This is a genomic window from Paenibacillus nicotianae (assembly GCF_042681745.1).
In the GTDB taxonomy this organism is placed as follows: domain Bacteria; phylum Bacillota; class Bacilli; order Paenibacillales; family Paenibacillaceae; genus Saccharibacillus; species Saccharibacillus nicotianae.
The window spans coordinates 3,155,740-3,178,827 of record NZ_JBHUGF010000010.1 but is presented as its reverse complement, the minus strand read 5'-3'; the positions used below and the strand labels follow the sequence as shown (position 1 = coordinate 3,178,827).

The 23,088-nt window shown below is 37.8% G+C and carries 21 protein-coding genes and 1 pseudogene; 18 read left to right on the top strand and 4 right to left on the bottom strand.

What is annotated here, in order from left to right; all coding sequences use genetic code 11:
* Window positions 1-12 precede the first annotated feature (12 nt).
* From ACFSGI_RS18100 to ACFSGI_RS18050, 11 genes and pseudogenes are all read left to right on the top strand, one after another.
* Window positions 13-564 (top strand): hypothetical protein, encoded by a 552-nt coding sequence (locus ACFSGI_RS18100; RefSeq protein WP_379283865.1) that lies wholly within the window; start codon window positions 13-15, stop codon window positions 562-564.
* A gap of 180 nt (window positions 565-744) precedes the next feature.
* The gene (locus ACFSGI_RS18095; protein WP_204825569.1) at window positions 745-1,308 is read left to right on the top strand and encodes a hypothetical protein; all 564 of its coding nucleotides are present in this window, start codon (window positions 745-747) and stop codon (window positions 1,306-1,308) included.
* Window positions 1,309-1,509: 201 nt separating this feature from the next.
* Complete coding sequence (locus ACFSGI_RS18090) at window positions 1,510-2,376, top strand: phosphotransferase (RefSeq protein WP_204825568.1); 867 nt, start codon at window positions 1,510-1,512, stop codon at window positions 2,374-2,376.
* Between the two features lie 516 nt (window positions 2,377-2,892).
* Window positions 2,893-3,639 (top strand): tRNA pseudouridine(38-40) synthase TruA, encoded by a 747-nt coding sequence (gene truA, locus ACFSGI_RS18085; protein ID WP_204825567.1) that lies wholly within the window; start codon window positions 2,893-2,895, stop codon window positions 3,637-3,639.
* Between the two features lie 316 nt (window positions 3,640-3,955).
* Window positions 3,956-5,326, top strand: coding sequence for an amino acid permease (locus ACFSGI_RS18080; RefSeq protein ID WP_204825566.1), 1,371 nt, complete (start codon window positions 3,956-3,958; stop codon window positions 5,324-5,326).
* Between the two features lie 193 nt (window positions 5,327-5,519).
* Window positions 5,520-6,416 carry an SDR family oxidoreductase gene (locus ACFSGI_RS18075; RefSeq protein ID WP_204825565.1) on the top strand — a complete coding sequence of 299 codons (897 nt, stop codon included), beginning with the start codon at window positions 5,520-5,522 and terminating at the stop codon, window positions 6,414-6,416.
* A 176-nt stretch (window positions 6,417-6,592) separates the two neighbouring features.
* Entirely contained in the window at window positions 6,593-7,252 is a 660-nt protein-coding gene (locus ACFSGI_RS18070; RefSeq protein ID WP_204825564.1) for a M48 family metallopeptidase, read from the top strand.
* Between the two features lie 57 nt (window positions 7,253-7,309).
* Window positions 7,310-7,480, top strand: coding sequence for a hypothetical protein (locus ACFSGI_RS18065; RefSeq protein WP_379283860.1), 171 nt, complete (start codon window positions 7,310-7,312; stop codon window positions 7,478-7,480).
* Window positions 7,481-7,497: 17 nt separating this feature from the next.
* Window positions 7,498-7,866, top strand: a pseudogene (locus ACFSGI_RS18060) (GNAT family N-acetyltransferase); the annotation flags it as partial.
* A 55-nt stretch (window positions 7,867-7,921) separates the two neighbouring features.
* Window positions 7,922-8,482: an SMI1/KNR4 family protein gene (locus tag ACFSGI_RS18055; RefSeq protein WP_204825563.1), complete on the top strand. Its 561-nt coding sequence runs from the start codon at window positions 7,922-7,924 to the stop codon at window positions 8,480-8,482.
* Window positions 8,483-8,636: 154 nt separating this feature from the next.
* Window positions 8,637-9,002 (top strand): hypothetical protein, encoded by a 366-nt coding sequence (locus ACFSGI_RS18050; RefSeq protein ID WP_204825562.1) that lies wholly within the window; start codon window positions 8,637-8,639, stop codon window positions 9,000-9,002.
* A gap of 86 nt (window positions 9,003-9,088) precedes the next feature.
* On the opposite strand, the gene ACFSGI_RS18045 is transcribed toward ACFSGI_RS18050, so the two are convergent.
* A complete protein-coding gene (locus ACFSGI_RS18045; RefSeq protein WP_204825561.1) occupies window positions 9,089-10,813 on the bottom strand; it encodes a cellulase family glycosylhydrolase in 1,725 nt (574 codons plus the stop codon).
* A 459-nt stretch (window positions 10,814-11,272) separates the two neighbouring features.
* Between ACFSGI_RS18045 and ACFSGI_RS18040 the strand changes: the two genes are divergently transcribed.
* The 6 genes from ACFSGI_RS18040 to ACFSGI_RS18015 all read left to right on the top strand — a co-directional run bounded on the left by ACFSGI_RS18040 (window position 11,273) and on the right by ACFSGI_RS18015 (window position 17,073).
* Window positions 11,273-11,890, top strand: coding sequence for a TetR/AcrR family transcriptional regulator (locus ACFSGI_RS18040; protein WP_204825560.1), 618 nt, complete (start codon window positions 11,273-11,275; stop codon window positions 11,888-11,890).
* A 159-nt stretch (window positions 11,891-12,049) separates the two neighbouring features.
* Window positions 12,050-12,703: an HlyD family secretion protein gene (locus tag ACFSGI_RS18035; protein WP_204825559.1), complete on the top strand. Its 654-nt coding sequence runs from the start codon at window positions 12,050-12,052 to the stop codon at window positions 12,701-12,703.
* Window positions 12,704-12,715: 12 nt separating this feature from the next.
* Window positions 12,716-14,233: a DHA2 family efflux MFS transporter permease subunit gene (locus tag ACFSGI_RS18030; protein ID WP_204825558.1), complete on the top strand. Its 1,518-nt coding sequence runs from the start codon at window positions 12,716-12,718 to the stop codon at window positions 14,231-14,233.
* Window positions 14,234-14,302: 69 nt separating this feature from the next.
* Complete coding sequence (locus ACFSGI_RS18025; RefSeq protein WP_204825557.1) at window positions 14,303-15,817, top strand: efflux RND transporter periplasmic adaptor subunit; 1,515 nt, start codon at window positions 14,303-14,305, stop codon at window positions 15,815-15,817.
* 172 nt (window positions 15,818-15,989) lie between these two features.
* Entirely contained in the window at window positions 15,990-16,514 is a 525-nt protein-coding gene (locus tag ACFSGI_RS18020) for a GrpB family protein (RefSeq protein ID WP_204825556.1), read from the top strand.
* A gap of 25 nt (window positions 16,515-16,539) precedes the next feature.
* Complete coding sequence (locus ACFSGI_RS18015; RefSeq protein ID WP_204825555.1) at window positions 16,540-17,073, top strand: hypothetical protein; 534 nt, start codon at window positions 16,540-16,542, stop codon at window positions 17,071-17,073.
* Between the two features lie 71 nt (window positions 17,074-17,144).
* Here ACFSGI_RS18015 and ACFSGI_RS18010 read toward each other — a convergent pair whose 3' ends face one another.
* Together ACFSGI_RS18010 and ACFSGI_RS18005 are read right to left on the bottom strand one after the other, a co-directional pair.
* Window positions 17,145-18,335: an MFS transporter gene (locus ACFSGI_RS18010; RefSeq protein ID WP_204825554.1), complete on the bottom strand. Its 1,191-nt coding sequence runs from the start codon at window positions 18,333-18,335 to the stop codon at window positions 17,145-17,147.
* A 157-nt stretch (window positions 18,336-18,492) separates the two neighbouring features.
* Complete coding sequence (locus ACFSGI_RS18005) at window positions 18,493-19,095, bottom strand: TetR/AcrR family transcriptional regulator (RefSeq protein WP_204825553.1); 603 nt, start codon at window positions 19,093-19,095, stop codon at window positions 18,493-18,495.
* Between the two features lie 288 nt (window positions 19,096-19,383).
* Between ACFSGI_RS18005 and ACFSGI_RS18000 the strand changes: the two genes are divergently transcribed.
* Window positions 19,384-22,371 (top strand): S-layer homology domain-containing protein, encoded by a 2,988-nt coding sequence (locus ACFSGI_RS18000; RefSeq protein ID WP_379283854.1) that lies wholly within the window; start codon window positions 19,384-19,386, stop codon window positions 22,369-22,371.
* Between the two features lie 82 nt (window positions 22,372-22,453).
* Here ACFSGI_RS18000 and ACFSGI_RS17995 read toward each other — a convergent pair whose 3' ends face one another.
* Window positions 22,454-22,909 (bottom strand): MerR family transcriptional regulator, encoded by a 456-nt coding sequence (locus tag ACFSGI_RS17995; RefSeq protein WP_204825551.1) that lies wholly within the window; start codon window positions 22,907-22,909, stop codon window positions 22,454-22,456.
* Window positions 22,910-23,088: the final 179 nt, after the last annotated feature.

The window sequence follows — 23,088 nt, the reverse complement described above, 5'->3', positions numbered from 1 at the left end:
CTACTATGTGGAATGATTCTATTGACATCTTGTAGTGCGATTACTGCGCAACAGATTACTGTGAACAATAGCGGTGGAATGGGTGGCGGAGGCAATCGCAATGCGATGCGCGGCATGATGAATGCTGATCTGATCGGTAAAGTAGTCTCTGTAAATGGGAGCAAAGTGACAATCGATGTGATGGAGCAAGCACAACGTCGTTCTCCGGCTCTGAATGATCATAGCGCTACAATGTCTAGTCCCACCGATGCAACTGCACCTCGCTCAAGCAGTATGCCTAATAACAGCACACCTAACACGAATACACCAAATACCAATTCTACTTCAACAGCAGATCGACGAGATGGTAATACATCCAATATCAGCAGTACAGGAGTAGAAAAAACAATCTCGGTGAGTGAAGGGGTAACTATCTCTCAAATTACAGCTATCATGCCACAAAGTAATAAAAATAGCACAGCAACTACACTCAAACTATCTGATCTCAAAGCAGGACAGATTCTAATGATCTGGTATAAAGATAATACGAATACTGTGGAAAAAATCAGTGTAATGGATTCCTAATCGATGACTGATATAGCTAGAAAAGGGGAGCAATAAGCTCCTCTTTTTTGTGTCTACATACAGACTTTAGTGATACAAGATCTTATCCAAAATAGAATAGTATCTCTAGAAATTCATAATTTTTCTAAATTATCCGATAATAATAAAGGTGTGTAAAATGAAAAAAGGGAGCAACAGACGATGCCTATTTGGAGCAAAAAAACAGTAATGATTGGACTAGCATGTTTATCTTTAAGTGTATTTGCAGGATGTGGAAATGAAAAAACAGATGAGGAAAAAATTGCTGATGCTATTCGTGAAGCAGCAGGTAACCAGATTGCGAGTAATAGTGATGCGACGACTCAAGCAGAACAACCTACTGTAGAATCAAAGCTGAGCGAAATTAGAAATTTTGTAACTTCAGACATTTGGAATGATGGATTTGTAAACATCAATTCGTATACTTACAATGGAACCAGTGCTACAGGGGATAAATTAGATATAGACTTTTTAATAGATCGTTTAGGTGCAGCAATGGATAAGAAAGCGGAATATAATACTTATATACAAGGATTGGACGATAGTAAATATGCTAATGTGAAAAAAGTATGGAGTAAGCTTTCTAGTGAAACCGATGTACTTTACAAACAATTACAAACTGATCCTCCTAAAGCGAACGATTCGGACTATAAGTTTGATACAGGATTGTTCCAACAGTATCAAGATGCTTTCGAAAAAGATGTAGACGATTTGAATGCGAACTAATGGATATACACTATAGTCTGAAAAATATAAAATGACTAAATTAAAACGAACATATGGAAGTGGAATAAGCATCATAGTGTGCGATTCCGCTTCTTTTTTAATAATTATTTGCTAGCTATTTTGAGATGTATCGTATCTGTAGAAATGATAAGATACATGTAAACTACAGGTATTACATATTGCCAGAAAAGAGGAACCTTGTTGCCTACTATCCTTCACAATATACAGTGGAATGAGCAAGATGATCTTTTACATACGTTATTACATCCTAAATACGATATAGTTCAGCATCCGTTAGAACAAGGATTTGAAGCAGAAGTCATCAAGTTGTCGTGTGCTCAAGGTGATTTTGTACTGAAAATATGGAATCAACAGGCGAAGCCAGATATAGGATCGCAATATCTGTTATTGCAGTTTCTTTTGGCTAAAGGGATTGCTGTATCTAAGCCGATAGGGTGGGGTATGCTTGATAATGAAGATCAGGTATTACTCACAACATTTGACGGAACAGCACTTACCAACATGAACAAAAAGAAAATTGTTCAGACTGCTACCTTATTGTCTGCTATTCATCATGTTAAGATCACAGAAAGTGAATATGCTTTACTGCCGAAATACGATTTTGTAGATTACTTTTTTCCTGATATCACAATGTACACAGATATTAGTGACATACTGTATCAGATTATGCCTATGATTACGCTAGAGCAGAATCGTGTGATTCATGGTGATTTTCATCTGGGAAATATTCTGACTGCTGAAAACCGTTATACCGTAATCGATTGGACGAATGGACAATTAGGCGACTCAAGGTATGATGCGGTCTGGTCGATGACATTGCAGAAAATTTATATTTCAGAGCGATATGCTGAAGTATTCCGTGATGCTTATCTAGCAGAGCACCCGATAGCTGAAGAAGAATTACACATATTTGAAGCACTTGCCTGTCTCCGGTGGATATTACTTGCTCGTCAGGGCGGGATTACAGTACAGCCACAAGCACAACAGAATATAAAGCAAGTCATAGCTAACAATCCACTTTTGGTAGAAAGGAATTGTGAAGTGTAAAATATTCAGCCACATATGTCGTAATACATAAATATAAGATATTTTGCTTTGCAAAAATCATTTTTTTATTACTTTAGATCGCATTACAGTACTAAGAGCTTATGGAGAGCTATTATAAAATGTTAGGGGAATGAAGTATGGCTTATGAAGGGGAACGTTGTCCAAGGTGCGATTCGGAAAAAGTTACTACAGGATCAGGATGGGGAATTGCTTGCGGATTTGTTTGGACTGGTGCAATGATTTGTTTTACTATATCTGTTTGTGTGTAGTATCAGTTAATGGAACATTCTATAGCGTTCGGAAGCATTATTTTAATCGGGCTATTAGCGTTACTCGGATGTATTAAAGTAATAAAGGGTGGTATTATTTCTAGTTGTGATACTTGTAAATGTGCATGGGAGCCTACAAAAATAGAAGACTAAAAATCAATTATTTAAAACCCAAACGAAATACACATAATATGATACAGTAGATATCTTCAAAGTAATTATTTTATCCAATACAAAGGGAGTACACATGAACAATTACAAATTAATCATCCAATACGATGGTGGGCGTTATAAAGGCTGGCAACGGCTTGGAGATAGTGATAATACGGTACAAGGTAAGATTGAAAAAGCGATCTCTGTACTGGTCGATCAACCGATTGAAATTATAGGTTCTAGCCGGACAGATGCAGGGGTACATGCGCTACATCAAGTCGCTAATTTTAAAATCAAAGAAGATTTGCCAGAGTCCAAAATTTTTAACTTTCTAAATCATTATTTACCAGCAGATATCAGTATTACAGAAGTATCGAAAGTCGACGATCGGTTCCATGCACGTTATCATGCGACCAACAAAACGTATATTTATAAAATATGGAATGAAGCATATAGCCATCCATTTATGCGGAAGTACAGTATGCATGTTCCCAAAAACCTAGATATCGCCAAGATGAAAGAAGCTTGTGCTCACTTTTTGGGAGAACATGACTTTGCTGTTTATTCCAATGCCAAGTCGAAGAAAAAAGATACATTACGTACTATTTACACATTAGATGTCGAGGTAGTGGACGGATTTGTACAATTCCGTGTATCTGGAAATGGATTCTTGTACAATATGGTACGCAAAATGGTTGGTACATTGATCGAAGTGGGATTAGGGGAAAAGCAAGCAGCAGATATTCCTACGATTTTGCTATCCAAAGAAAAGCTACAAACAGGCGGTATGGCAGATGCAGAAGGGCTTTATCTAGAGCAGATTCAATTTAAATCAGAATAACGATAGCGTTCTACTGAAAGTTCTTTGTTTATAAAAGGATATAGAAATTAGATCATATAACAATAAGGAAGCGGACTTGCAAAAGTTCGCTTTTTTTTGTGATTTAATAAATATTTTGCAGTGATAATAATAGTTGTATTTCTTGAAATATTCCCTTACAATTTGTTGAAGTAATTCTGTAATGCGTTAATGTATGTCACAGCGAACACATTAATAAGCATATTATAATCGTTGTACATAATGGGTTAGATTGTAGAAAATCATGTGCAGTATTGAAAAATGTAAAGATGAACACAGTTGAAAGGGAGCGTTTTTTTTGGAAACGAAACAATTAACTAGAGGTCTCAAAACACGTCATATTGAGCTGATTGCTCTTGGAGGGACAATCGGTGTCGGGCTATTTATGGGATCAGCAAGTACGATTCAATGGGCAGGGCCTTCTGTGCTATTGGCGTATTTGATCGCAGGTGTGATTATGTTATTTGTGATGCGAATGATGGGCGAAATGTTAATCGTTGAACCGGTCACAGGGTCGTTTGCTACATTTGCTCATAAATATATTAGCCCGTTAGCTGGATTTTTAACGGCATGGAGTTACTGGTTTTTGTGGGTAACGGTTGGGATGGCCGAGGTCACAGCGATAGGAATCTATGTAGGATACTGGTTCCCTGAGATTCCGCAGTGGATTCCAGCGTTAGCCGGTGTCGGTATTATTGCAGCAGCCAATCTAGCGGCTGTTAAGTTTTATGGAGAATTTGAATTCTGGTTTGCGATGATTAAAGTGATTGCGATTAGTGCGATGTTAGTGATTGGCACAGGAATGATCTTTTTTGGATTAGGTAATGGTGGCGTGCCGATTGGATTATCTAATCTGTACGTCCATGGCGGATTTTTTGCTGGCGGGTTAAAAGGATTCTTATTCGCTTTATGTATTGTCACAGCGGCTTATCAGGGAATTGAGATGATCGGGATTACCGCAGGTGAAGCAGAAAATCCTAAAGTGACGCTGAAAAAGTCGATCAAAAATATCGTCTGGCGGATATTAATTTTCTATGTAGGTGCAATCTTCGTTATTGTCACAATCTATCCTTGGAATGAAGTCGGTACAAGTGGAAGCCCGTTTGTTTTAACATTTGCCAAAGTAGGTATTGTAGCGGCAGCCGGTATTATTAACTTTGTGGTGCTTACCGCAGCGATGTCTGGTTGTAATAGTGGGATTTATAGTGCAGGTCGTATGCTGTATACACTGGCGCAAAACAAACAAGCGCCACCGTTTTTTGCTAAAATTTCGAAAAGCGGTGTACCGCGCAACAGTATTATGACGACAATCGCTTTACTATTGGTCGGCGTGCTGTTCAATTACTTATTTCCAGATTCTAAATTATTTTTGTATATTTACAGTGCAAGTATTTTGCCCGGTATGGTTCCGTGGTTAGCGATGGCATTTAGCCAATTTAAGTTTCGCAAAAAATGGAAAAATGATATTCATGAACATCCATTTAAATCGTTGTTTTTTCCAGTGAGTAATTATATCGTGATTATCTTTTTATTTCTGGTACTGATTGGTATGTGGTTTAACCCGGATACGCATAATTCCTTGATTATTGGCATCGTATTTATTGCGATTGTAGTTGCCAGTTATTATGTGTTTCGAATTGGAAAAAAATCCAGTCAACGCATAGATTAATCCAATATTACTTTTCATATAATAACGCCTATGAAGATACCATAATACGAAGCATATTCTTTTTTCTGACATGTTTAGAAAAAAAGGATATGCTTTTTGTTTGAAGATAAGCCATGACGGTTACATAGAAAAAGAGCTCATTAATTTCCAGAACGACGACTATAAACATCATCTACGAGGAGGAAATTCAATCATGGCTGACCAATATCAAAAGCAAGATCCAACAACTCAATATCCTAAGGCAAACGAAGACTGGCAACAAAAACAACCAGAACCAGGTTTGCAAAAAGAGATGACTCCACGTCCCGATTCAGGAGAAACCAGTTACCGTGGTACAGGTCGCTTAACAGGACGCAAAGCAGTAGTCACAGGAGCAGATAGTGGTATCGGACGCGCAGCAGCAATCGCTTTTGCTCGTGAAGGTGCAGATGTTGTGATTTCTTATCTACCTGATGAAGAAGCAGATGCTCAAGAAGTTGTGAAATTGATTGAAGAAGCAGGTCAAAAAGCATATGCTATGCCAGGTGATCTCAAAGATGAAAAGTACTGTGAACAATTGATCGAAGATTCTGTAGCTAAATTAGGTGGAATCGATATTCTAGCTAACGTAGCAGGTAAACAGCAGTTTGTAGAATCGATTGCTGATTTAACTACAGAACAATTTGATGCTACATTCAAAACAAACGTATACTCTCTATTCTGGTTATGCAAAGCAGCGATCAAGCATATGCAACCAGGTAGTTCGATTATTAATACATCATCGATCCAGGCTTACTCTCCTTCACCAGGGTTGCTCGATTATGCAACAACTAAAGGTTCTATCAACGTGTTCAGTAAAGCACTGGCACAACAAGTTGGCGAAAAAGGTATCCGTGTTAATGTAGTAGCACCAGGGCCAGTATGGACACCACTACAAGTAGCAGGTGGACAACCAACAGAAGCATTGAAAGAATTCGGTTCTAACACACCACTTGGACGTGCAGGACAGCCGGTAGAAATGGCTCCAGCTTATGTATTCTTAGCAAGCCAAGAGTCTAGCTATGTAAGTGGCGAGACGATCAATGCTAACGGTGGTATGGTTAGTCCATAACTTTATCGATAAATATAATCATAAGATCAATAAAAAGAGGGGCATATCGCCTCTCTTTTTTGTTTGTACATATAAAATGATATTATTAGTAAATAAAAGATAATAGAAGTGAACGTGTTAAAAAAATGATGCAATAGCATAAGCAAGTATCCTGTATAAAAGAAAAGAGAATGTCTATGAAAATACAATTGGATGAGCGCACCATTGAATGTAATGTGCAATATAGCAAGCGCACCAAAATCGCTATTCAGTTAGAGACGAATGGCTTAATTATCGTTAAAGCACCAAATGGAACACCTGAAGCCGATATTATACGTGTGATGGAACAGAATAAAAAATGGTTATTGGATAACACCAATAAGTTAGAACAAGCCAGAGCAAGTATGCTTCCAATGGCAAAAGAATATCAGGAACAAGGGCAGTTTTTGTATTTAGGCAAAAAGTATTTTTTGCATGAACTTATCGAAGTTGGAGATTCCAGTGAGGAAGAATTACGTCACCGCCTCAAAAAGTTTTACTTTACAAGCTGTAAAAAAATCGTTTTAGAACGGATCGAAGAGTACCAGAAGCAATTACGAGTAAAGCCAAAAAGTATCGAAATCGAAGAATCTACAACCAAGTGGGGCAGTTGCCATTCCAGCAAGAAAATTACGTTTAATTACCGTCTAGCTATGGCTCCTGTAGAAGTGATCGATTATGTAATCGTACATGAATTATGCCATCTTCTGCATATGAATCATGATCGTTCATTTTGGAGACGATTAGGTAGTATTATGCCTGATTACAAAGACAAAGAAGAGTATCTTGCACGACATGGACGTAATATGACATTATAATAATTAATCTTCAAATGATAGTGCAACAAGTACATTTCATATCAAAGGAGCTTATACATGACTATACAATCAGAACGATTAACGATAACACCACTCGCTAAAGAACATATTGAATCGTTACTTGCTTTAGAAGTCAAAAATAGAGATTTTTTTAAAGCTTTTGCGGGTACACGTAGGAGTCGTTCTATACATATGCAGGTCAAGCAGAACGAGTACAACGTTTTTTAGAATCTACCGAACAAGATACCAGTTATTGTTTTCTTATTTTGCTAAAAGATACAGATACGGTAATTGGGGAAGTGATTTTGTCTGAAGTGGTACGTGGCAATTTGCAAAGTGGTTGGATAGGATACTTTTTGGATCAGGACTATAATGGTCAAGGATATATGAGTGAAGCTGTTCAAGCAGTGGTGAAATATGCCTTTGGTACATTAGGATTACATCGTATTGAAGCAGGAGTCATGCCTCATAATATGGGTTCGATCAAAGTATTGTTAAAATCAGGATTCACTCAAGAAGGTACTGCTCGCAAAAACGTAAAAATCGATGGAGTATGGCAAGATCATATCACGCTGGCTATTATCGAAGAAGATTTGCAACATCATTCTAATTGATAAGTGATATTTTAAGCCTAATATCAGCATAAAAGAATGATAAAGGAGAACGCTAATGAATATGAATACACTTATTCAAAAGCTTCGAAATCAGGGTGTTACATTTACAAATGGTTTATCAGACTTGGAAGTAGTAGAGATTCAATCAAGATATGAGATTACTTTCCCACCTGATTTGAAAACTTTTTTACAAACAGCGTTACCAATCTCTTCTAGTTTTGTCGATTGGAGAAACTCAAATCCCAATCATGTAAAGAAGATTCAAAGTGTCTTAACAGCACCGTTAGAAGGTATAATATTTGATATAAAGCACAATGATTTTTGGCATGATGATTGGGGAACAAAGCCATTAGATCAACAACTTGCTATTGAAATATGTTCTCGTTATGTTCATCAAGCGCCAACACTAATCCCTATTTATTCGCATCGTTATATTCCATCGTCTCCAGATCAGCAAGGTAATCCTGTGTTCTCAGTATATCAGACAGACATTATTTATTATGGAGCGAATATCATTCAGTATTTATTAATAGAATTTGGATTGAAAAAGTATATAGAAGTCAACGATGAGCCTATAGAATATATTCCTTTTTGGAGCGATTTGGTTGGATATTAGTCAAATAAAAATGGTCAGTAACTTAAATTACACAGACCATATAACTAATATATTGTAAAAATAACTTTATCAATTTCAATTTAACATCTCAATTGGATAAAATTAGTATATAATGAACCATGGCTACTAATATGATGTTTAGGAGATGTTTAATTTGGATAAGCTGATGGAAACTTACTTTGATCAGGTTTCTAATCAATTTCAAGAGTGCATTTACAAAGTATTGAAACAACTACATCAATTGGTAGGGGTAGATATCGATATTTTGCAAGAACATAACTCTGAGGAATTATTAGCAGGTATGTATCACAGAGGATATCATATCGAAACAGTAACCGATCATTGGAAAGATGAACATCAGACCGTATATTATCATTTGAAATGGAAAGATGAGATTGTATTATCTGGTCGGATTATCTGGCAAACAGAAGGATATCACACTCATTTTTTTGCTGATTTTGGTAAAAAGATAGAAGGTATCTGGAAAGATATAACCGAATTACATCTCCGAACATTGTGATAAACAAAAAGACAAGCCAACGGATATATGCTCCGTAGCTTGTCTTTTTGATTTTGTATCTATCTTATCCTAAAACGGTAGGTAGATTAAGACGTTTTACCGACTACACTTGATCCGCTCTTCGTGATTTTGTAATTCAAAATATCGCCATTCCAGAAGTGAAATTTGAGCAATACTTCACCATCGTTGGTTTCTTTGAAAAAGTCTGGTGTTAATTTGATAACATTCGCACTATAATCCGGGCTAAATGCTGTAGCAAATTCTTTGTAAGGAGTCCAGTTTTGTGGCCCTGCATTGCCTCCATTGGTGTACGTAGCTTCCATTGTTGCTAATTGGTTGCCATTAAACGTAGTAGGAATCGCGAATGAACTGGTTGTACCTGTTACTGCACTTAATGTAGGCGTACTATACGAGATTACATTAAAATTCCAGTTCGCACCTTTGCTGAATTTAGCTGTTAGAGTAGCATTCACACCTAATTTACCAGAAGATAATAATTTCGTTAACAGACTGGATTTGATCACAAGGGTATCTCCACTGATTGTATAATCTGTTCCTTTGACCAGTGTTGTACTACCGTTAGAAAGAGAACTAAATGTGTTACCATTAAGGTTCAATTTCACTGTTTTGTCTTGGATCGTTGCTCCTTTTTTGAAGTACAATAGGTCAGTCTCTGCATTAGAAGAACGTCCTGTCCAGCCTGCTTTCATTACATTATATAATTCGGGATCAGACCACTTGTAGGTCGTGCGGCTAAAGTGCTGACCGTTATCCCATAACATAGTAGTCATATTTTTTTGACGTACATAATTAGAAAAGAATTCAAAAAATTTCAGTTTTTCACCTTGCTCAATCACACCTGTATTTTTATCAAAGCCCAGTAATCCAAATTCACCGATTACGACTGGAATCCCTTTAGCTACAAATGAATTATAGACGCGATCAAATGTATCTGTGATATCTTTTTGTGTATCTGCTTCAAATTTGGTGTATCCAGCAATATTTACACTGAACGGCCAGAAGCCATAATAGTGAACAGTAGCAATAATATTAGGATCATTTAATTTGGCAATCGTCTGGGATAGTGCATCCAGATCAGCCTGAGTAGAAGAAGTCGCTAGAGTAGGAAGCACGATTGCGCGTGTAGCATTGTTACCACCGGACGCTCTTACAATTTTGTGAAAAGAAGTATTCAATTCATCTAGCAATTTGTAAGCTGTTGCCGGATCAGTTGTGCCACCTTCTGTAAAGCGAGGTTCATTGATACTTTCAAACATCAGCTTGCTAGAAGCTCCTTTGAAGCGATCTGCAATCTGTGTCCATACTGCATTATAACGAGCCAGTACAGGATCATGATTTTGACCCATATAACTTGTCCATAACCATGAATCATGATGAATATTGATCATTACATATAGATTCGCATCCAGCGCCCAATTAACGACTTCTTGTACACGATTCATATAAGCGGCATCGATCGTATAGTTAGGCGCACTGCCTGTATGTTGATCCCAGGTCACAGGAATACGAATACTTTTGTATCCTTGATTAGCAATTTGTTGAATCAATTCTTTGGTCACGCGAGGATTACCCCATGAAGTCTCGTCTGCACCTGTAGCATCCAGTGAATTGCCTAAGTTCCAACCGGGTTGCATCGCACTAACATACGATTGAATCCCTGTTGTTGTTGCTGCGGTAGAAAGAGAACGTTCTTCATCTGAAGCCGCTGAAGCCAGCGAAGAGGAAAATAACGAGAGTAGCAAAGCCGCAATCACAGTCAACGAAAGATACGATTTGGATTTACGTTTCATTAATAAAGTCTCCTTTGTAAAAGTTATGGACAATCTGTAAACGTAATGAGCTGTACATCTTGAAAACAGCCTGTGTTTTCTTTGACAAACAGTCGTTGCAGTAACAGGTGACATATATATGAATATACTGTAAGCGTAACCACCTCCTGATAAATAAGTAATGAAAGCGTTTTCTAAAATGTAATATAGCATTGATTATCCAAAGTAAATACCATAAAAATTGGTAATAAATTCATACAAAAATTAGTGATTTTACCTATTTTAGAGATAAAAATTAAAGCGAAAAATACAAATATCAACCTCTAAATAATGTAAATATAAAGATAAGGAAAGAAATATGAAGATATGGAGCAGAACGCTATTGACATGTGACACAGTGTCACATTATAATTGTTTATGTAATTTTTTACACTTGAAATAACAGTATATGAAACAAAATGTTTAATTTGGAGTGAATCCATGCCTACTCAGACTTTTTTTAATTTGCCTAAAGAAAAACGCAAAGTATTAATCGATGCGGCTTTCAAAGAATTTTCGAGAGCAGCTTTGGCAGATGCTTCGATTTCGAACATCATCAAAGAAGCTTGTATCCCCAGAGGAAGTTTTTATCAGTATTTTGATGATAAAGCGGATATTTTCTTTTACATTTTGGAAGAGTATAACAAGCATAATCGGGATAAAGTGCTGTTACTTCTCAAAGAAAATGATGGTGATATTTTTATTGCGTTTAATACATTTTTCAAAATGATGTTAGAGCGATTTCAGCATCATGAATATCGCTATTTTGCTCAAAATATCTTTTTGAATATGAGTTACAAGGTAGAGCATCGCTTAGCACTAAATGTGAACAATCCAGAAGCAAAAGAACGTACGGATGAATTTATTCGCTCGATCAATCGTAATCGTCTTAATGTAGCGGATGAAAAAGAAGTGCTTCATTTGACTAAAATTATTGTAGCGATCACGATTCAGAATTTTATTCGTTTTTTTGCTAGAGAAGTTCCGATCGAGGATATTATTGAGCATTACGAGTTGGAATTGGATTTATTGAAGCGAGGATTAGGTAGAAATCTATAAGGAATTCAGATGAATTTTCTGGATAGAACTCATCGAATTCCTTATCTTTGTGTGTTTGAATACTGGGCACATGATTATAGCTAGATTGACGTTCATAACAGGTATGTTAAACAGTGCTTGTTGTAACAATAAAAAAGTTGAACTACAGGGGTGGAGTAAGTGAGAAGGAAGATCGTATTGTCAATTCTCATCGTGTTACTTGTTATTAGCGGTGGCACGTTAGGTTATTATTACTGGTATCAAGGTAGCCATTTTGTCAAAACAGAAGATGCCCGCATTTCGGCAACACAATATAAAGTGATGCCACAGATCACCGCAGAGCTTAATCATATTGATGTCGAAGAAGGCGATGTACTTAAACGCAATGAACCGATTGCAGAACAAGATGTATCCGGTCTAGATTCAAGTATGATTAGCAAATCTGTGCTACGTGCACCGATAGATGGAACAGTATTAAAAGTGTATTCCAAAGAACATGAGATTGGTACACCAAGTTCTCCTGTAGCGATTATGGCTGATATGAACGATCTATATGTATCTACCAATATTGAAGAAACAGATATCAATCGCGTCAAAGCAGGTCAAGTGGTCGATGTATCGTTAGATGCAGATGGAGATTACACGATTCAAGGTAAAATTCGCAAAATTGGTGAAGCATCTAACTCGGTGTTTGCTAACATTGCAGCTACCAACACAAGTGGTAACTTTAACAAAGTTACACAGCGTATTCCTGTTGAAATTGCTCTAAATGTACCTAAAGACCTCAAATTGATTCCTGGAACAAATGTGGTTGTGAAAATTCATACATCGTAAGGAGAGGTTTATGTGGCTGACACAGTCGTTGCCGCCGCTCCTCCCGCAGATTCGCCCAGAGAACGCTGGCTTGCTTTTATAGCGATTATATTAGGAGCATTTGTTGCTATTTTGAATAACAGTCTGATCAATGTAGCGATTCCGCAGTTGACTACCGATTTGGGATCGACAACATCGCGAATTCAATGGGTGATTACCGGCTATACTCTCGCATCAGGAATAATCGTTCCGATTACGGGATTTATGGAGCAGCGTATTGGTTATAAGAAATTTTTGATCGCTGCACTGAGTGTATTTACACTGGGAACAGCATTTTGTATTTTTGCATGGAGTGACTCGTCTTTGATCGCTGCTCGTATTTTGGCAGGATTAGGTGGCGGTGTAATTATGCCGCTTAGTATGACGATTGTATATAAAATTATGCCACGCGAACAGATCGGGATGGCTCTTGGCATCTGGGGTGTAGCAGCAATGGCTGCACCTGCGATCGGGCCAACACTGAGTGGATATTTGATCGAATGGTTTAACTGGCGTTTCCTATTTATCGTCTGTATTCCTGTCGCACTGTTCGCTATCTTGATGGTTATTGTTTTGATCAAAGAACCGCCTAAAGGCGCTATCGTCAAATTCGATTTAGCTGGCTTTTTATTAGCAGCTACCTGTGCAGGAACATTACTGTATGCACTATCAAGTGGTTCAAGCGATGGTTGGAGTTCTTTCAAAATTGTCGGATTATTTTTTGTTGCTTTCTGGTCACTGGTCTTTTTGATTTTTGTCGAAAGTGGCAAAGACAATCCGGTTATCGATATTTCTTTATTTAAAAATTATAAATTTACGATCAGTGTTATTACTTCAAGCTTTGTTATGATGGGGCTGTACGGAGGAACGTTCTTATCTCCATTATTTTTGCAAAATATTCAGTCGGTTTCTCCTGTACACACCGGTATTATCTTATTACCACAGGCGATTGCGATGGCGGTAATGATGCCGATTGCTGGTAAATTATTTGATAAAATCGGGATTGTACCGATCGCTTTATTCGGCTTAACATTAACGAGCTTTATGACGTATCATCTACACACACTGACTCCAGATACTTCACATCTATGGCTACAAGTTGTGTTAATGTTCCGCGGTATGGGAATCGGAATCTGTATGATGCCATTGTCTACAGTAGGGATGAACGCTGTAGCACCGGAAAAAGTCGGTAAAGCTTCTACAGCATCGAATCTAGTCCGTACGATAGCAGGGTCTATGGCGATTGCTATTCTAACGTTCTTAATGCAAAATCGCACAGCACTACATTCACAACAAATATCTGAATCGATCACACTGGATGGAGCACAATCGCTTCAAGCAACACTTGGAAGTTCATGGGCAAGTATTACTTCAGGGTTGATTACGCTTGATGCGTATTCCAGAGGAATCGCCGATACATTCTTAGTATCTTCTATTCCGCTATTCTGTTCGATTCCATTTATTTTCTTATTTATTAGTCGACGTAAAGGTATCAAAGTGATCAAAGAATAATCGTATATCGATATGCTTTCAGATACGAAAGCTTTTTATCCAATATAGAGAGAAAGAAAGGGAACACGAATGAAAAGAACAAAGTGGGAATTACCATTAGCGGCATTGTTGGTTGGAACGGTTGTATTGTCCGGCTGTTCTTCCAATAGTGCAGCGGCAACAACGCAGGCAATGAATGTAACTGTCAAAGTCAGTCAGGCTCAAAAAGGATTGATCGGCAAAGGTGAAATCTATACAGGTACAGTGACTCCTTCCGAAACGGTTAATATTATGCCGAAAATGGGCGGTAAAGTTGTATCGTTACCTGTAGATATCGGAACTGAAGTGAAAAAAGGGCAAGTCCTTCTCAAACTCGAAGATAACGATCTGCGCAACAATCTGGCAAAAGCACAAGCAGATGTAGCCGCGGCAGGAGCAGCAGTCAAAACGGCTCAAGATTCACAACAATCCGGTATGGTCTCTGCCAACTCTGGAGTGGTGAGTTCCAAAAATGGTATTATTTCATCCAAAAGCGCAATCGATCAAGCAACAGGTTCGATCAATCAGGCGAACGGATCGATTAACCAAGCGACTACAGCAGTAGAACAAGCCAAAACAGCAGTTTCCAGTGCAGCTAACAATATCAAGCAAACGACAGAAACGTTGTCTGCGGCGCAAAAAACATTAACACGTACACAATCCTTATTTCAAAATGGATTAGCGACACAAGCTCAATTGGAACAAGCGCAGACTGCTCAAGCAACAGCGCAAACAGCAAACGATAATGCCAAAAATGCACAGATTAATGCTCAAGAACAATTGAGTGCCGCGCAAAAAGCATTAACGATTGCAAATAAAAATTTGAGTACAGCGCAAAGTGCTTATCAAAATGCAACCAGCAGTTACGAGAATGCTAACAGTGGTTACAGCAATGCGCAAAAACAATTGGAAGTATCTCAAAGTACATCAGGAATTGAAGCCAGTCAGCAAAAGCAAAAACAAGCTGAACTGAATGTAAATATCGCTCAAGATGCTTTAGACGATGCAGTCGTGACTTCTCCAATTAACGGTATTATCGGTACTAAAAATGCAGAAGTAGGCGAGATGGCATCTCCCTCTTCACCTGCACTTGTTATTGCAAATCTAAGTACAGTGAATACACTGATCTATGTTCCCGCAGATCAAATCAACAATGTTAAAATCGGTGATCCTGTACAGGTACGTGTCACTTCATCCAATATTCTCAAAACAGGTAAAGTAAAAAATATTAGCCCGATGGATGAGAGTGGTAAAGGTTATCCGGTGAAAGTGGCTGTCTCGAATGCAGACAATAAGCTCAAATCAGGAATGTTAGCAGATATTAGCTTTGTTGATGCTAGTGCCAAAGAAGGGATTATTGTTCCTTCCAAAGCGATCCAAACGATCGACGGTAAATCTTACATCTATGTTGTACAAAAAAATGTAGCAATTCGCAAACAAGTTACGTTAGGCAAAGCAACAGGATCGCAAGTATTTATCAACAGTGGTATCAATGATGGAGATACGATCGTAACCAATAATCTTGCTTTATTAGAAGATAAGAGTCCAATTACAGTGTCTCAATAATGGTTGTTTAATAATCAAGTTCAGCTCATTATAGTGATAAAGTAAAGATCTAAAAGTAGTCCAATAGCGCTTTGAACAGGTATGATACTGTTTGAAGCGTTATTTTTTATAAGCAGTAAGGGTAATAAATAAAATCTGAATCATCACGTTATGATAAAGGAGGTACTACGCTATGATAGATATACAAACGTATAATCCACAGTGGGCAGAACAATTTGCACAGATTAAACGCATTTTGGCAAAGCAACTAACCGGACAATATATAAGTATTGAACATGTAGGAAGTACTTCGATTGTAGGGCAAATGGCTAAGCCAATTCTAGACATTGACATCATCATCCCTAGTAGACAGCAATTACCCAGTGTGATTACAGCATTGCATACACTTGGTTACCACCATCGAGGAGACTTGGATGTGGAAGGAAGAGAAGCTTTTGGACGAATCGATAATTATGTACCCTGGCATCCAGATCAACAAGTATGGATGAATCAGCATGTATATGTATGTGCTCAAGATAATCAAGAACTACATAGACACCTTACTTTCCGTAATTATCTTCGTCAACATCCTGAGGAAGTGATCGCTTACGGGCAATTGAAGCAACAGCTTATTAAGCAGACAGAAGATCGGGAAAAATACACACTACTCAAGACTGATTTTGTAGAAGGCATTTTATCCAAAGCGAATCGATTATGATTGTATATAGAAGGAGAGGAAGCTAATGTGGAAATGGAGAAAGAACAAACAACCCCTTCATAAACCTCTATCCGAGCAACAATTATGGGAACGTTACTTTTTTGAACGGCATTCCTTAGATACGTTGTTAGAATGGTCTAAGCGATTGAAGTATTTTCGATATTGTCGTGCGTATGGAGGACATGTAGGAGATGGAGATTGTCTTTTAATAGCGATTGGGATTCAGTCAGAACAAGAATTATACGAAGTATTTGAACAGTTAGAGCTACCGATCGTATTGATCTCAGCAGATTCATCTCCATCTGCTACAGCAAAGTGGAACTATCCACCAATAGAGCATCCCAAACATGTGATTATCGCAGGAGTAAAAGCTTTTATTTGGATGTATCCTGATCGTATGAAGCTTAGTATTACAAATCTGGAACATCCGGTAGAAGTAACAGCAACCAGTGTAGTTGCCGCAGAACAATTAGAACCTTATTTAGCACCATTGACTCATCTGATGATCGATCCTCCGCAAGATGATCGGTATTGTTTTATGCCGGAAGATTGGCAGTAAAAAAAGCCAAAAAGAGTATCTACAGCTAGATGCTGAATAGATACTCTTTTTGTGATAGTTAAATATATTATTTATACATCAAGTTTCTTGGTATTGCGCGATAAAATAAAGCATAAGAACAATACAATCGCTGCCGCTATATAAGGAAAACCGATATTGATATCGAATAATAATCCAGCGACAATCGGGCCTGCAATATTACCGAGACTGCTATAAGCAGAATTCAGACCAGCGACATAACCTTGCTGATTGTGAGCAATTTTGGATAATTGTGTACTGATTGCAGGGCGTAGAATATCGATCGATAAGAATACGATAAAAGTAACGACTAATATCATCCAGTACTGATTCACAAATAGAGTTAACAATACGAATACTGCCGCGAACACAAGACACCATGAGATTACTTTTTTCTCGCCAAATGTATTCACGATCCAGCCAAACGCACTGACCTGTACAACAGCACCTGCTATCGACCCGAAAGTGATAATAAAAGCAATATCTTTCGGTGTAAATCCGAACTTGTGATCGACAAACAATCCGAATACTGTCTCATAATTGGCTAGTCCGAAAGACATTACGAACACAATCACCAGACTAAGAAAATATGATTCACGATACGAATGAATCAATTGCAAAAACATATTCGGTTGCTTGGTGAGAGAGGTTTCCGCTATAGTTGCTTGACGCTTCTCGGCTGTTAATGATTCCGGTAGTACCAGTAAAGTAATCAAAGCTGCAATAGCAGCGGCGATTCCTGCTGCATAGAACGGCACACGTATACCGAATTCAGCAATATAACCACCGATTCCCGGCCCGATAATAAATCCAGTCGTAATCGCGGCATTGATATAACCCATCCCTTTACCACGTTCTTCATCCGAAGTGATATCAGCCGTATAAGCCATAACCGCTGGCATAATAAATGCTGCTCCAATACCGCCTAACATACGAGCAGCGAACAATAATGTAGGATCATTTGCTATTCCGAATAACCATTCAGATAATGCGAAAATAATCATCCCGGAGACGATCATTTTTTTACGTCCCCATGTATCCGATAATCGTCCGGCAATCGGAGAGCAGATCAATTGACTGAGCGAAAAGGCGGCAACCAGTAATCCAACCATACTACCGTTAATATGAAGTTCATTCATGTAGGTAGGCATAATAGGGATAACCAATCCTACACCTGTAAAAATAAGAAAAATATTGATCATCAGAAGCAATATAGCGCCTCTGTTACGAAGTAATAACGACATGAGTAAATCCTCCATCTATTCTTTTCATCATTTTCAAATACTGAACGTTCGGTCTGTAATATGACATTAATAGAATATGTTACTGCATATCATTTTAGTGATAGAGCAGGAGAACAGTATTCTATCTATAGTAATAGTAGTGCATTGTTGTCAAACGCTAAGAAGGTGCAGGGTGTGCAATCCCGTATAGCAGAACCTGTACAGCTAATTCATAGACACTCAATGCTTCCTCAATACTGGATTGACGAGACATTTGACTAAGTCCGATAATCAGGCTTTCCATAATAATCGCTAATTTGGCGGCATCATTGGCTTTGAATTCACCTTTGTCGATTCCTTGTTGGATCAATTGCTGATTAAAGCTCAAATGAGAAGCCATCATCGTAGAGACTCGTTCTTCCACATCGTTATCTTTTTCATCGCTATTAAAAAATTCATCGGCTGCTTTGGTAAGCGGATGACTTAGATCTTCACGTACTAGATGTTCAGCAAGCCCGTATAATTTTTCGACCGTTGTTGGAAAAAGATGTTCCTTTTCTAACCATTTTTCTTCCCAATCTCGATTCCATTCATCTAACAAATAAAGAAAAAGACCTTCTTTGCTTTTAAAATGGTAATAGATATTTCCTTTACTACTACCTGTCGCTGCTACGATATCTTCAATCGACGTCGCTTTAAACCCTTTTTGCACAAATAGGGCGCGAGCCGCATCCACCATTCTTTTTTTCGTTTGTTCGGTTTGCAATTGCTTTTTATTCACGAGTTTTCACTCCGATTCCTGAGGTGTTCTGAATCATACAGTATATAGTACTTTATAATAGAAGAAATAATACTGAACGTTTGTTCAGTATGTTAACAGAGAAAGATTCATTTGGCAAGTCAGGTACGGTATTTTGCTAGTTATCCATACAATTCCATTATAGGAAAAATCAATTCCCAAAACAAAAAATATGTAGTAATATGAAATAATATGTCTATATACCTACGTCTAAAGGTACAAGAAATGAATAAGACTTACATTTTATTGGGGGAATTAATGTTGGGGAACATGAAAAAGAAAAACCGCCAGTGGATGATGCTACTACTGAGCGTAGCCATTGCTTTGCCTGCATGGGGGTTAACAGCGACAAAATCAGCTCAAGCCAGCGATATTCAGAATCACTGGGCGAAAGATGTATTAACACAATGGCAAAATAAAGGTTATATCAGCGGATTTCAAGATGGAAGTCTACAACCAGATCAAAGTGTGACTAGATCGCAACTAGCCGCTATGATCAACAAATCATTTGGATTTACACAAGCAGGTTCAATTGCTTACCAGGATGTAAAGCCTTCGGATTGGTTCTATCACGATATAGCAATTGCCAAGTCACAGGGATATATGGAAGGGTACAAAAATAATACTTTCCATCCTAATCAAAAAGTAACACGTCAAGAATTAGCTGTTATTTTGACTTCATTGAAAAAGTTAAAATCATCGAGTTCAGCCGTACGCATGAAAGATACTGCCAATAGTCCTTCTTGGAGTAAAGGTTCTATTGGAGCCGTTATCGACAATGGTCTGATGAACGGTGATGAAAAAGGATTTCGTCCCAAAGATACAACAACACGCGCGGAAGCTGTGACGGTATTAGAACGTTCTTTAGAGTCATCGAATAGTACGAATACGTCCAAATCGAATTCGCCTACGACTACATACAACACAGCAGGTGTCTATGGACCAGCATCCGGTCAACAACAGATCACAGGTGATATGCAATTGAATAGTGCTGGCAGTACGCTTCGCAATATGGTGATCGAAGGTGATCTTTTATTAGGTGCAGGGATTGGGGAAGGGGATGCTCTTCTCGATCATGTAACTGTCAAAGGAACGACCACGATCAATGGTGGCGGTATCAACAGCATTCATCTGCAAGATTCTACACTTCATACAACAGTAATCAATAAAAAAGACGGCAATGTACGTGTAGTTACTACAGGTACAACAACGGTTCAACAGATGATTCTTCAATCTGGAGGTTTACTTGAAGAACAAGGTCTAACCACAGGTTCAGGATTTACGAACGTAATCTTATCCAATCAGATTCCAGCAGGATCAACAGTCTCCCTAAAAGGGCGTATTGATAGTATGGATATTTCATCATCGTCTGTGCTAACTCAGTTGCTTACAGGTTCTGTAGATAATCTAGCGGTAGCTTCGGGAACAACAGATAATAAGATTAGCACAACAACATCCTCTTCGATCCAATCACTAACGTTGAACGGTGTAGCTAAAGTAAGTGGTAATGGTACGATTGAGAAAGCTTATATTAATGTAGCCGGAACGACGATTACACCACGAGTCAACCAGACAACAACCAGTGCAGGCGTAACAGCCCGAATTGAAGGTGGTATCGTCGGGGGTGAGCAAGCAGTTACCAATATTCGCAAAGATGATAACAAACACCCAGAATCGTCAACACCAGTAGTTGTGCAACAACCTGTACAAAGTTTGGATGTCAAAAACGGTCAAGCGATCCTGCATCTAAACCAACCAACTAATGAATTATTGCTTAGCGATATGGAAGTAACCGCTACATTAAATGGTAAGCCTTATACGCTAACAAATGTTATTTATGATAGTGTGACTGGCGTAATCCAATTCAATCCGCTTAATTTAAAAGCTAAGTATAATAAAATATTAGAAATTACAGTTAAACCATCGTCTTCTTCAAGTCGTCTTTTAAGTATTAGCAAAGGTGATCTACGTTTTAATGGATTTACAGGTTTTATAGGAGAAGAACAGGGGGAACCTGTGGTAGGAATGACTATTCATTTTCGGCGGGGATTGAATGTAACAGATGGACCAATCGTAGCAACTGTTACAACCAATGAAAATGGGAGTTATAATGTTACACTCCCACCAGGAGTATACACAGGTGAATTAAAAAAAGATGGTTTTATCCCTTCTTATTTAATGGCTACGTCTTTAGCAGAAGAATACAATTATGATCAAAGTGCTATTGTTTCCAGAATGCCAACAGAAGGTAAAATTAGTATTGTGTTAACATGGGATGAATTACCTTACGATGAGGATGCTCATTTGTTAGGACCTACACCCGATGGTTATGGATTCCATACTTCTACCGACAATAGACAGTACAATTATCAGAATCAGAATTATGTATCTTTAGATACAGATAATATGAGTTCTTATGGACCAGAAGTGATCACTATTAATAAACGTGTAGATGGCATATACACGTTTTATGTACAAAATTATAGTGCGACTGCTAATAATGGAGAAGCATCAACATTGCGAAAATCATCAGCTACTGTAAAAGTATATAATGGCGCATACAGACTTCCGATGAAAACTTATCATATTCCTGTAGGCGATGGAGAAGAACCTTACTGGCATGTGTTTGATATGAATGTAGATCGTGATCAAATCAGCTTTTTCGATCAAAATATGTTAGTTAATAAGCCACCTATCTCTATTTATCATCAAACTCCTGATCAAGGAGATTTGGATATGCTTGACTTAGAACGTGAAATGGAACTTATCTCATCATATAGCGAATTGTCTTATGATACCAAAGTAGATGAGGATATATCATTGCGCTTATCCAATTCAATTAATAGTAATATCAATACGTTTGTTTCTGATATTGAATTATTACCTCATATCATGGATGGTCATCCAGTAGGTGTAACAGATGATACGTATTTAACCACTTCCGATACAGAAGATACGATTCGTTTAGCTCAATATAATGGAAGTGCTTATGCGGCAGATTATAATGTGACATTACATTTATCTCTAGGTGAGGCAGATTTGGAAATGACTGTTTTAGTTAAAGTTCCTACTATAGATACGTGGATCGAGCAAGCGTCTGTAGAAGCTCAATCCAAGATCAATACTGCTACGGCTGGACAAGATATCACTGCATTACAAAACGCTTTGGATCGTAAAAATGCATTAACAAGCAGTTCCACCATAGAAGAAAAAATTGCTGTTTTAGAAAAACTAAATCAGGCTTTAAACACTTTTTGAAAAGTATATAAATAGGCTGTAAATCAAAAAAGAACAAGTCTAGGCGTAATGCCTTTGACTTGTTCTTTTTGGTTAAGGATAATCAAGAGACAGAACTTTTCAAAAGGTTATGTCTGTTCAAAGGAACACGGTGATCTTGAGAATCTTCTGTACAAGATGTTGCAGGAGGACGTAAAGAGGGTGTGCGTTCTAACACGATATCAATAAAATGAGATATCTGTTGTAGCGATTGGATATGTTGCTGAATCGTCTGTTGATGCTGTTGGAGCATATCATAAAGCTCAGGATAATCAGTCAGATCACTATCGAACGATAGATTTAGATAGGGTCTCATTTCTTCTAAAGATAAACCTGTCTTTTTCAAACAGACTACTAATTTCATTTTTTCAATATCCATTGTATGGTATACACGATGACGATTAGATTTGCGCTGAGCATAAGGAAGTAATTTAATTTTTTCATAGTAACGAATTGTATCTTCAGATAAGCCACTTTGGCTGGCTGCTTCTTTGATTGAAAACTCTTTAGATGAATGCATATCCTATCACTCCTTTAAGACTGTAACGTTATTTTATAACTTGGAGTCGACTCCAAGTCAATCTACATACTTATCTTTAATCTCTATATAGCGATTACTTTATAGAATAGCTGAATTATGTTTACCGTTGACTTCGATTCGACTCTAAGTTGTAGAGTGAACTCAACCCTTTATTACTG

Excerpts from the sequence above, each read along its gene's own strand:
- ACFSGI_RS18000 (WP_379283854.1), top strand. The coding sequence starts at position 19,384 with ATGAAAAAGAAAAACCGCCAGTGGATGATGCTACTACTGAGCGTAGCC.
- ACFSGI_RS18095 (WP_204825569.1), top strand. The coding sequence starts at position 745 with ATGCCTATTTGGAGCAAAAAAACAGTAATGATTGGACTAGCATGTTTA.
- ACFSGI_RS17995 (WP_204825551.1), bottom strand. The coding sequence starts at position 22,909 with ATGCATTCATCTAAAGAGTTTTCAATCAAAGAAGCAGCCAGCCAAAGT.
- ACFSGI_RS18045 (WP_204825561.1), bottom strand. The coding sequence starts at position 10,813 with ATGAAACGTAAATCCAAATCGTATCTTTCGTTGACTGTGATTGCGGCT.
- ACFSGI_RS18100 (WP_379283865.1), top strand. The coding sequence starts at position 13 with ATGATTCTATTGACATCTTGTAGTGCGATTACTGCGCAACAGATTACT.
- ACFSGI_RS18020 (WP_204825556.1), top strand. The coding sequence starts at position 15,990 with ATGATAGATATACAAACGTATAATCCACAGTGGGCAGAACAATTTGCA.
- ACFSGI_RS18015 (WP_204825555.1), top strand. The coding sequence starts at position 16,540 with ATGTGGAAATGGAGAAAGAACAAACAACCCCTTCATAAACCTCTATCC.
- ACFSGI_RS18055 (WP_204825563.1), top strand. The coding sequence starts at position 7,922 with ATGAATATGAATACACTTATTCAAAAGCTTCGAAATCAGGGTGTTACA.
- truA (WP_204825567.1), top strand. The coding sequence starts at position 2,893 with ATGAACAATTACAAATTAATCATCCAATACGATGGTGGGCGTTATAAA.
- ACFSGI_RS18065 (WP_379283860.1), top strand. The coding sequence starts at position 7,310 with ATGACTATACAATCAGAACGATTAACGATAACACCACTCGCTAAAGAA.
- ACFSGI_RS18040 (WP_204825560.1), top strand. The coding sequence starts at position 11,273 with ATGCCTACTCAGACTTTTTTTAATTTGCCTAAAGAAAAACGCAAAGTA.
- ACFSGI_RS18070 (WP_204825564.1), top strand. The coding sequence starts at position 6,593 with ATGAAAATACAATTGGATGAGCGCACCATTGAATGTAATGTGCAATAT.
- ACFSGI_RS18075 (WP_204825565.1), top strand. The coding sequence starts at position 5,520 with ATGGCTGACCAATATCAAAAGCAAGATCCAACAACTCAATATCCTAAG.
- ACFSGI_RS18025 (WP_204825557.1), top strand. The coding sequence starts at position 14,303 with ATGAAAAGAACAAAGTGGGAATTACCATTAGCGGCATTGTTGGTTGGA.
- ACFSGI_RS18010 (WP_204825554.1), bottom strand. The coding sequence starts at position 18,335 with ATGTCGTTATTACTTCGTAACAGAGGCGCTATATTGCTTCTGATGATC.